The 9,211-nt window shown below is 71.2% G+C and carries 10 protein-coding genes and 1 pseudogene; 4 read left to right on the top strand and 7 right to left on the bottom strand.

All coding sequences use genetic code 11. The features are described from left to right. A pseudogene (locus KBY81_RS15470) lies at window positions 1–320 on the bottom strand (hypothetical protein); the annotation flags it as partial. A gap of 71 nt (window positions 321–391) precedes the next feature. On the opposite strand from KBY81_RS15470, the gene KBY81_RS15465 reads away from it, so the two are divergent. The 4 genes from KBY81_RS15465 to KBY81_RS15450 all read left to right on the top strand — a co-directional run bounded on the left by KBY81_RS15465 (window position 392) and on the right by KBY81_RS15450 (window position 3,322). Further along, a complete protein-coding gene (locus tag KBY81_RS15465) occupies window positions 392–1,195 on the top strand; it encodes a TerC family protein (RefSeq protein WP_254971504.1) in 804 nt (267 codons plus the stop codon). Window positions 1,196–1,208: 13 nt separating this feature from the next. Continuing rightward, window positions 1,209–1,586: a DUF6464 family protein gene (locus KBY81_RS15460; protein WP_254976977.1), complete on the top strand. Its 378-nt coding sequence runs from the start codon at window positions 1,209–1,211 to the stop codon at window positions 1,584–1,586. A 190-nt stretch (window positions 1,587–1,776) separates the two neighbouring features. Next, on the top strand, window positions 1,777–3,039 hold the full coding sequence (locus KBY81_RS15455; protein WP_106220223.1) for a DEAD/DEAH box helicase: 1,263 nt from the start codon (window positions 1,777–1,779) through the stop codon (window positions 3,037–3,039). A gap of 85 nt (window positions 3,040–3,124) precedes the next feature. Further along, window positions 3,125–3,322: a hypothetical protein gene (locus KBY81_RS15450; RefSeq protein WP_106220108.1), complete on the top strand. Its 198-nt coding sequence runs from the start codon at window positions 3,125–3,127 to the stop codon at window positions 3,320–3,322. 31 nt (window positions 3,323–3,353) lie between these two features. Here KBY81_RS15450 and KBY81_RS15445 read toward each other — a convergent pair whose 3' ends face one another. The 6 genes from KBY81_RS15445 to KBY81_RS15420 form a co-directional block, all read right to left on the bottom strand. Next, complete coding sequence (locus KBY81_RS15445; protein ID WP_106220109.1) at window positions 3,354–3,551, bottom strand: hypothetical protein; 198 nt, start codon at window positions 3,549–3,551, stop codon at window positions 3,354–3,356. A 108-nt stretch (window positions 3,552–3,659) separates the two neighbouring features. Further along, window positions 3,660–4,733: a methionyl-tRNA formyltransferase gene (fmt, locus tag KBY81_RS15440; protein ID WP_254976976.1), complete on the bottom strand. Its 1,074-nt coding sequence runs from the start codon at window positions 4,731–4,733 to the stop codon at window positions 3,660–3,662. Then, entirely contained in the window at window positions 4,730–6,115 is a 1,386-nt protein-coding gene (locus KBY81_RS15435) for a TldD/PmbA family protein (protein WP_254976975.1), read from the bottom strand. The genes fmt and KBY81_RS15435 overlap by 4 nt, the downstream gene beginning before the upstream one ends. 2 nt (window positions 6,116–6,117) lie before the next feature. Beyond that, entirely contained in the window at window positions 6,118–7,476 is a 1,359-nt protein-coding gene (locus tag KBY81_RS15430; protein ID WP_254976978.1) for a TldD/PmbA family protein, read from the bottom strand. 142 nt (window positions 7,477–7,618) lie between these two features. Beyond that, window positions 7,619–8,710: a magnesium-protoporphyrin IX monomethyl ester (oxidative) cyclase gene (acsF, locus tag KBY81_RS15425; protein WP_254976974.1), complete on the bottom strand. Its 1,092-nt coding sequence runs from the start codon at window positions 8,708–8,710 to the stop codon at window positions 7,619–7,621. A gap of 104 nt (window positions 8,711–8,814) precedes the next feature. Next, window positions 8,815–9,211: DUF2996 domain-containing protein (locus KBY81_RS15420; RefSeq protein WP_254976973.1), on the bottom strand; the 397-nt coding region annotated here is incomplete at its 5' end.

The following is a 9,211-nucleotide window of genomic DNA, read 5'->3' as shown; positions in this document are numbered from 1 at the left end:
GGCGCCGCTGCCGCGGGAGCCGGTGGCGCGGGCACCGGCGGCGCGGGCACTGAACGGGGTGCCGGCGTGTCCGGCGCCACGGGTGGGGTGGGGGCGGCGGGAGCCCGTACCGCTGCAGCAGGGGCCGGGCCGGCGGCTTCAGGGGCCGGCCCGGGGCCCTGGAGATGGGCCAGGAGGCGGGCCCTGGCCCGGTCCTCGGCTTCTTCGGCATCCCCGGCCTCCCCCAGGGCGCTGCCCAGGAAGCGTTCCCCGTCACGGGCCGAGACCAGCACGACGCGGCGGCCGCCGTCGCAGTGCAGCAGTCGGACCTGGACGTGCATGGGGGCGGGAGGCACCGATGGTCTTTCTAGAGTGCTTCTTTGCAGCCTCCACGGCCGAGTGAACGCCAGGAATGGAAGTGGAATCGGTGGAGAGCCTCACGCCCCTGCTGCAGCCCCTGCTGCAGGAGGCGGACCAGTGGGGCGAGGTGCTGCTTCTGCTGGTCCTGCTGGTGGGGCTGGAGGCGGTGCTCTCCGCCGACAACGCCATCGCCCTGGCCGCCATCTCCCGGCGGCTGCATGATCCGGCGCGGCAGCGCATGGCCCTGAACCTGGGCCTGGTGCTGGCCCTGGTCTTCCGGCTGGCCCTGATCGCCCTGGCCAGCCAGGTGCTGGCCTTCTGGCCCCTGCAGCTGCTGGCCTCGGCCTACCTGCTCTGGCTCTGCGGCCGCCACCTGCTCGGCAAGGACGACGGTGCCGACGACGATGGGGCCGGCCAGGACCCGGCAGCAGCCGATTCCGCCACCCACGGCTCCCACCACGGCCCGGGCCATCCCCACCACGGCGCCACCCTGGGCTCGATCGTGGCCACCCTGGCCCTCACCGACCTGGCCTTCTCCCTGGACAGCGTCTCCGCGGCGGTGGCGGTGACCGACCGGGTGCCGCTGGTGATGGCCGGCGGGGTGATCGGCATCCTCGCCCTGCGGCTCACGGCCGAGCTCTTCCTGCGCTGGCTGGAGATCTTTCCGCACCTGGAGACGGCCGGCTACCTGGCCGTGGGCCTGGTGGGCCTGAAGCTGCTGCTGCGCCTGGTGCTGCCGGCCGTGGAGGTGCCGGAATGGGCCCTGCTGCTGGTGGTGGCAGGCCTGTTCGCCTGGGGCTTCTCCCTGCGCACGGAGCCGTCGCCGCTGCCCGGGCCGGGGAGCGGCGACGGCTGAGGCCTGCGGAGCGATGCGGATTGAACTGCGCCAGATCGACTCGGACCGGCTGATCACCACGATCGAGATCGACGACCTCGGCAACGTGCCCCACCCGGGTCGCTGGCTGACCGTCGACGCGGGCAGCTTCCTGGTGCTGCAGCGCCGCCACCGCTACCGCCTGCGGCAGGGGCGCTACGAGCTGGCGACGGTGGCGCTGCAGGTGAAGCCCCAGCGACGGCCGGCCGATGCCCTCTGGTGGGATGGTCGCTGGGTGATCGGTGACCCCCACTGCCGCTTCAACGCCCGCAGCCCCCTGCTGCGCTGTGCGGTGCTGCCGGAGGGACCCTGCGAGCGCTGCAGTCACCGCACGCCCCGGGGAGGCGGCGATGGCGCCGCCGGCCGGTCCTAGGCTGGGGACCACTCCGTACTCGCGCCCGATCACCGCCCCTATCTCCAGGCCCCAGGCCCAGGTCACCCGGAGCCGACGCAGCGGCAACGGCTCCTCCCCCACCCCTGCTGCGGTGGCCAACCCAAACGCTGCTTCGGTGGCCGCCGATCCCCTCACCCCCAGCCACACCGCCACGGGTCTGAACCCACCGGTGGCCGGGCTGGCGACCGATTTCGCCGTGCTGGGCCTGTCGGAGCCGATCCTCAAGGCCGTGGCCGCCAAGGGCTACAGCAGCCCCTCCCCGATCCAGCGGCAATGCATCCCCGCCGTGCTCGCGGGGCACGACGTGATGGCGGCGGCCCAGACGGGCACCGGCAAGACGGCCGGGTTCACCCTGCCGATGCTGGAGCGGCTGCGCCACGGCCCCCATGCCCGCTCGGGTGTGGTGCGGGCCCTGGTGCTGACACCCACCCGTGAACTGGCGGCGCAGGTGGCGGACAGCGTCACCGCCTACGGCCGCTACCTGGATCTGCGCTCCGACGTCGTCTTCGGCGGGGTGAGCGCCAACCCCCAGATGCAGCGGCTGCGCCGCGGGGCCGACGTGCTGGTGGCCACCCCCGGCCGGCTGATGGACCTGCACCAGCAGAACGCCCTGCGGCTCGACCGGGTCGAGATCCTGGTGCTCGACGAGGCCGACCGGATGCTCGACATGGGCTTCATCCGCGACATCCGCCGGATCCTCTCCCTGCTGCCGCCCAAGCGCCAGAACCTGCTGTTCTCGGCCACCTTCTCCACCGAGATCCGGCGGCTGGCCACCGGCCTGCTGCACAACCCCGTACAGCTCCAGGCCACCCCCGAGAACCAGGCCGCGCCCCTGGTGGAGCAGGTGATCCACCCCTGCGACATGGACCGCAAGGGGGATCTGCTCAGCCATCTGATCCGCAGCAACGACTGGCGCCAGGTGCTGGTGTTCTCCCGCACCAAGCACGGCGCCAACCGGCTGGCGGAGCGGCTCGAGAAGGAGGGGCTGGGGGCGGCGGCGATCCACGGCAACAAGAGCCAGGGGGCCCGCACCCGGGCGCTGGCGGAGTTCAAGAGCGGCGAGGTGCGGGTGCTGGTGGCCACCGACATCGCCGCCCGTGGCATCGACATCCACCAGCTGCCCCATGTGGTCAACCTCGACCTGCCCAACGTGGCCGAGGACTATGTGCACCGCATCGGCCGCACCGGCCGGGCGGGCCAGAACGGCCATGCCATCTCCCTGGTGGCGGCCGAGGAGCACGAGCTGCTGCGGGCCATCGAACGCCTGGTCGGCTCCCCCCTGCCCCGCCAGGAGGTGGCGGGCTTCGAGCCCACCGTGCTCTCCGCGCCGCCCCTGGATCTCAGCGGCGGCCGGGGCCGCCGCAGCCAGGGCCCCCGCCATGGGCAAGGGCAGGGCCACGACCGGGGCCGGCGCCGCAGCGGTTCCCGCTGAGCCAGGGCCCAGCGGGGGAATGGCAGTGGTTGTGACAGCCTCCCCCGCCTCCCTAGGGTGAAGTGAGGATCTGCCTCCTTTCGACATGCCCTACGAACCCGGATCCACCCAGTGCCGCGTGCTGATCGACTGCAAGGCCCAGATCGAAGGCATGCTCCTGGCCCTGGAGCGCATCGAGAACAGCCGCCACATCCGTGACCAGCTGGTGGCGGTCCACAACCAGCTGGAGGGGCTGCACGAACTGCACCGCCGCCAGCCGGAGGAGCTCGCCTCCGGCAGCTGAAAGCGCGGCGGACGCCGCCCGCCTGGGGCGTTCATCCAGCCCCGGCCATCTCCTCCCCCCGGACACGGTGCTCCCATCCCTGGCAGGCCGCATAGGCACCGGCCAGGGTGGGGCTCATCACCCGCTCTCCCGGGCTGCGCTCATGGCTCGCCACGTAGCAGCCCAACGTGTCCCGGAAGATCCGGCAGCCGGAGCCGGTGCTGTTGACGAAGGAAAGATCGCTGACCATGGCATCCCCACCCATTCACTGGCTTCGGTCTACTGCCTGCGTCGGCGGTCCAACACTGAGACGGCGGTAAGGGAACAAAACGTCAAGACCCCTTGCCGAATCAGTGGGTCAGGGGGTATTTGCACCGATCCGATCGCCCGCCACCAGCCCCAGCTGCTGGATCAGGGCCTGACCCTCGCTCGGACGCCGTCCAGGCAGCTGGGCTTGGCGCAGCAACACCGGGCAGCCACCGGTGGCCAGCACCAGTCCCTCCCCCTCCACAACCTCGAGCACGGTGCCGGGGCCATCCGCTGGCGAGCCACCCGCTGAGCAACCATGTGCCGCCGTCCCGTCCCGGGCGGAGCTGCCCCAACGGGCCGCCAGGGCGGCAGACACCGGAGTGAGCTGGTCGGCCAGCCGGGCCACCAGGGGTTCGGTGGCCAGCAGCTTCAGCCGCTCACTCCCCCAGGGGCAGGAGGCATTGGGGTGGAGCCCCATCACCCGGCGATGGATGGCCAGGGCGGTATCGCTCCAGTCCACGCGGGTGTCCTCCTTGGTGAGCTGGCGGGCGTGGCTGAGCCCTTCAACGGCCTGGGCTCGCACCCCGAGGCGGGCCAGCCGGTCCGGCTCCGGACCGGCCCCCGCCGCCTCGATCAGGGGCAGGGCCTCCACCAGCAGCTCCCCGGTGAGGCACGCCAGCCGTTCCGACAGCTGGCCGGCGTTCTGCAGCAGGGGAATGGCAAGGCGCCGCTCCAGCAGCACCGGGCCGGTATCCAGCCCCTCCTCCATTGCCATGATGCCGACGCCCGTTTCGGCGTCCCCCTCCAGCAGGGCCCACTGGATCGGCGCCGCCCCTCGCCAGCGGGGCAGCAGGGAACCGTGGCCGTTCCAGCAGCCCAGCGGGGGCTGGGAGAGCACCGCCGGCGGCAGGATCTGACCGAAGGCCACCACCACTGACACCTCCGCTCCCAGGGCCGCCAGCTCATGCTGGCAGGCCAGGTCGCGGCGGATGCGCTCGGGGGTGAACACCGGCAGCCCCAGCTCCAGAGCCCGTTGCTTCACAGGGGAGGGCACCAGGGCCTTGCCCCGGCCCCGGCGCCGGTCGGGCTGGCTCACCACACCAACGATGCTGTGGCCGGCCTGCCGCAGGGCTTCGAGACTGACCACGGCGTAGGCCGGGGTGCCCCAGAACAGGACCTTCAAGCGTCGCCCGTGATCGAGAGACCCTCCACCCAGACGTGGGGGCAGAGCCCGTCGGGGGTGACCTTGGCCGGACCCTCGAAACCGATGATGGAGCTGAGCAGGGTGCGGATGTCACCGGCCACGGTGGCGGCCTCGATGGAGCGCGGGGTGCCCCCCTCCACCCACCAGCCGTCGAAGGGGAGGGAGAAGGAGCCCTGGCTGGCCTTGACGCCGGCATGGAGGGCCGAGAGCGAATCGATCACCACCAGGCCGTCCGAACCGGCGGCGAAGCGGTCGAGGCCCTGGGCGCCGCCGTCACTGCCGGGGGTGGGGCCGATCTCGAACCAGTCCGGGCCCACCGACACCTTGGCCCCCAGGCCCGCATGGCCGGTGGGGGCGACACCGAAGGCCCGGGCGGTGGCCTCCGAATGGAGGAAGTGGCGCAGCACCCCGCCCTCCACCAGGGAGAGGCGGCGGGTGGGGGTACCTTCGCCGTCGAAGGCAGCTGCACCCACGTTGGCCGGATTCAGGCCGTTGTCGTGCAGGGAGAAGAAGGGAACCGCCAGCTGCTCGCCCAGGGACTCCCGCCGGCTGAGGCTGACGCCATCCAGCACGGCGCGGGCATTGAACAGGCTGCTGAAGGCGCCGATCAGGTCGAGGAAGGCCTCGGGACTGAAGACGCAGGTGTAGCGGCCGGTGCGGATCGGGGCGTAATCGAGGTGGGCGATGGTGCGCTCTGCCGCCTCCTGCACGCAGCCGGCCACATCGAGATCGGCGGCGCCGTAGGCCAGCCTCACGGCGCCGCTGCTGCGGGGCTTGCGGCCCGCCTCCTCGGCCCGGGCATAGAGGTAGAGGGAGGCGGTGGTGAGGCGCTGCTGGCGGCAGGCGCCGGCACTGTTGATGTAAAGCCGGTCGCTGCTGCGCTGGGCCAGGCCGTTGTAGGGGACCGTGCCGATGGCGGGATGGCGTCCGAGCAGGTCGCGCTCCGCCTCCTTGAGGGTGTCGAGCAGGCGGAGGATGCTCACCGGCGGGCGGAGCGGCTGCTCCAGCACCGGCAGCGGCGCGGTGGCCAGGGGGGAGAAGTCGGGGACCTCGTCGACGTTGCCGTAGGCGCTGGCATCGCGGGCCCCGGCCAGGGCCCGGGCCAGGCCGGCATCGGAGAGGTCGGAGGTGCTGGTGATGCCCACCAGACCATCGTCGTTCCAGACCCTGAGGGTGATGGCGCTGCGCTGGGCGCCCTTCATCTGCTTGGCTTCGCCCCGATCCACCTGCACGGAGGTGTCGGTGCTGCAGGAGGCGCCCAGGTCCCAGCGGTGGACGCCCTCCCGCTGGGCCAGCTGCTCGAGGCGCTGACGCAGCACCTCGGCATCGAGGCTGGTGGCGGCTGATTCGGTGTTGGCCATGCTCAGCGTCCCCCCACGGTGATGGTGTCGACCTTGATGTGGGGCTGGCCCACGGTGACGAAGATGCTGCCGCTGACCGAGCCGCAGAAGCCGGCGGCCAGCTCAAGGTCGTTGGCGCACATGGAGATCCGGGGCATCACCTCCTTGGCGTCGCCGATCAGGGTGGCGCCCTTCACCGGCCTGGTAAGGGTGCCGTTCTCGATCAGGTAGCCCTCCTCGACGGCGAAGTTGAACTGGCCGGTGGGGCCGACGCTGCCGCCACCCATCGACTTGCAGTAAAGCCCTTGATCGACGGAGGCGATCAGATCCTCCGGGCTGTGGGGGCCGGCGGCGATGTAGGTGTTGCGCATGCGGCTGGCGGCGGCGAAGGCGTGGCTCTGGCGCCGGCCGCTGCCGGTGCGGGGATGGCCGGTGCGGCGCTCCCCGGCCCGGTCGCTGAGGAAGCTCTGCAGGACGCCGTTCTCGATCAGCACGGTGCGCTGGGGCTCCATGCCCTCGTCGTCCATCGCCAGCGAACCGAAGGCGCCGGCGGTGAGGCCTTCGTCGATGGCGGTGAGGGAGGGGTGGGCGATGGGCTGGCCGACCATGTCGGCGAAGGGGGTGGTGGCCCGCTCCACCTGGGTGGTCTCCAGCAGGTGGCCGCAGGCCTCATGGAAGATCACGCCGCCGAAGCGGTTGGCCAGCACGACGGGGAACTGGCCGGCCTCGACGTAATCGGCGTAGAGCATGGTCCCGGCGCTGCTGCAGACGTCAACGGCGGCGGCCTCCACATCCCAGTGGCGCAGGTCGTCGGGGCTGTCGGTGGTGCCATAGCGACGGCCCAGGCTGGCCCGGTGGTCGCCGTCGGCGGCCAGCACGTTGAGCCCCACCGACTGGTGCAGCCGCACGTCCCGGGCGAAGGTGCCGTCGCTGGCGGCCACCAGCACCTCCTGCCAGTCGCGGGCGTAGCTGCCCCGGCGCACCTGCAGGTGCTGGCCATGGGCCTGGAGGCGGTCGGTGCCCTCCAGCAGCCGGCTGGTGGCCTCCGCCAGGGACGGGCAGGTGGGCAGCCAGCCGTCCTTGGAGGCGGCGAAGTCGCGCAGTTCGGGCAGGCCATCGAAGCCCCCGCCGGTGTGGGTGGGGAGCACGAGCCCCAGCATGCCCAGGGCCTGCTCCAGGGCGGCCCGCAGGCCGGCGGCGCTCAAGTCGTTGGTGGAGACGAAACCGTCACGGTCTCCCAGGAACACCCGCAGGCCGGCCCCGGCCCCGAAGGCCGGGCTGACGCTGGTGATGGCATCCTGCTCGGCCAGCAGGCCGAGGTGGTCGGAGCGCTCCAGGAATACCTCCACCAGATCGGCACCGGCCGAGCGCCCCGCGGCCAGGAGCGGCTCGAGGACGGAACGCCAGGCCGGATCGCCGAGGGCCGCCGGGGAGAGGGTGAGCGGGGAGGCGGCCGGTGCGCCGGTGGGAGGGGAGACGACCAAGCGGCGAAGAAAGGAACTGGGCCGATTCTGGCGGGTCGGCTCAGCGCACGGCGGGCTGGAAGCGTTCGCTGCGGATCGGCGCCATCAGGAACAGGCGGGCCATCTGGACACCGTTGCCGATCCAGTGGGGCAGCTTGCGCAGGGTGCGCACCGGAGCGGAGGCGCCGGAACGGTCGGCCTCGGCAAGGGCGGCGTTGTGCTGCACCAGCTTCTCCAGCCGGCCGTAGAACTCGGGATGCTCGACGTTGAGCACCACCGGGAACACCCGGGCGGAGGTTTCGTTGGTCTTGGCGATCACGTACTTGTCGTAGGTGCGGGCATCAAGGCCGAGGGCCTCGTAGAACTCCTTGCGGGCCACGTCACGCACATACATGGTGGCAAACACGGCCAGCAGGAAGAAGCGGCACCAGAGGCGGGCGGTGAAGCCGCGCACGGTGTCGGGCTGGGCCTTCATCAGGGCGTCGAAGAAGTCGCCATGGCGGTTCTCGTCCTGGCACCAGTTCTCGAAGAAGTTGAAGATCGGGAAGATCTTGCTCTCGGGGTGCTGCTCCAGGTGGCGGTAGATGGCGATGTAGCGCCAGTAGCCGATTTTCTCGGAAAGGTAGGTGGCGTAGAAGATGAACTTGGGCTGGAAGTGGGTGTAGGCCTTGGTGGCCGTCAGGAAGCCCAGGTCGAGCTGGAGGCCGAAATCGGCCATGGCCTTGTTGAGGAAGCCGGCGTGGCGGGCCTCATCGCGGGCCATGTGGGCAAAGCATTCAGCCAGCAGCGGGTTCCGCTCCTTGATGCGGCGGCTGAGCTCCTTGTAGAGCAGGAAGCCCGAGAACTCCGAGGTGCAGCTCTGCTCGAGGAACTCGACGAACACCCGGCGGGTTTCCGGATCGAGCTTGTCGGCGGCGCCTTCGAACTGGCCGTCACGGACGAAGTGGTGGCGGTTGTAGTCCTTGCGGAACTCCTCGCAGATGGCCTCCAGCTCCACTTCGTTGGGCCGCAGATCCATCGCCGCCATGGCGTCGAAATCCGTGGTGTAGAAGCGCGGGGTGAGGATCGTGTCCTTCACCGGGTCCTTGATGGCCGGGGCATCCGGGGTGCCCACCCGGGGGGCGGTGGGGGCTTGGGTGGCGGGAGGCACCATCGCGATGGACGTTCAGAGAGCTCGGCCGCCATCGTAGGCATCGATCCCCGCGATCGGTCCGGATGTGAAGGGGCGGATGTGAAGCGGGGAAACGGGCCGGCGCCTCAGTTGGGGCCCAGCCACTTCTGGCCGTTGAGCCGCTGCACCACCCGCGACACCAGCAGCGAGAGGGTCATCTTCTTCTCGTCGATCAGGAACGACTCCAGCAGGCTGGGGCTGCCGGCCCCCTCGGTGAGGGCGATGGTCTTGGCGGAGCTGATGTCAGGCCGGGTGAAGCAGAGCCAGAAGCGGCGCTCGCCCGGCAGCCGGCCCTTGACCATCCAGCAGTCCGCCCCCACCACGGGCATGGCGCCCTGCTCGAACACCAGCTCCGGAGCAGGGCCGCCGTAGGCCTCGATCTCCTGGGTCAGGGCCGGCAACAGCAGCTCGGGCACGAAGACCTCGAACGGCTTGTCCTCCGGGGCGGGGGGCTTGGCCTTGGGGGCGGGGGGATTTGCCTTC

Source organism: Cyanobium sp. Lug-B (assembly GCF_024345635.1).
GTDB lineage: Bacteria > Cyanobacteriota > Cyanobacteriia > PCC-6307 > Cyanobiaceae > Cyanobium > Cyanobium minutissimum.
Note: the sequence above shows the minus strand (reverse complement) of the source record. Positions and strands in the feature narration are given on the sequence as shown.

Bases quoted from the DNA above. Each gene is read 5' to 3' on its own strand.
- KBY81_RS15465 (WP_254971504.1), top strand. From the start codon at position 392: ATGGAAGTGGAATCGGTGGAGAGCCTCACGCCCCTGCTGCAGCCCCTG.
- KBY81_RS15460 (WP_254976977.1), top strand. From the start codon at position 1,209: ATGCGGATTGAACTGCGCCAGATCGACTCGGACCGGCTGATCACCACG.
- KBY81_RS15450 (WP_106220108.1), top strand. From the start codon at position 3,125: ATGCCCTACGAACCCGGATCCACCCAGTGCCGCGTGCTGATCGACTGC.
- KBY81_RS15445 (WP_106220109.1), bottom strand. From the start codon at position 3,551: ATGGTCAGCGATCTTTCCTTCGTCAACAGCACCGGCTCCGGCTGCCGG.
- KBY81_RS15435 (WP_254976975.1), bottom strand. From the start codon at position 6,115: ATGGCCAACACCGAATCAGCCGCCACCAGCCTCGATGCCGAGGTGCTG.
- acsF (WP_254976974.1), bottom strand. From the start codon at position 8,710: ATGGTGCCTCCCGCCACCCAAGCCCCCACCGCCCCCCGGGTGGGCACC.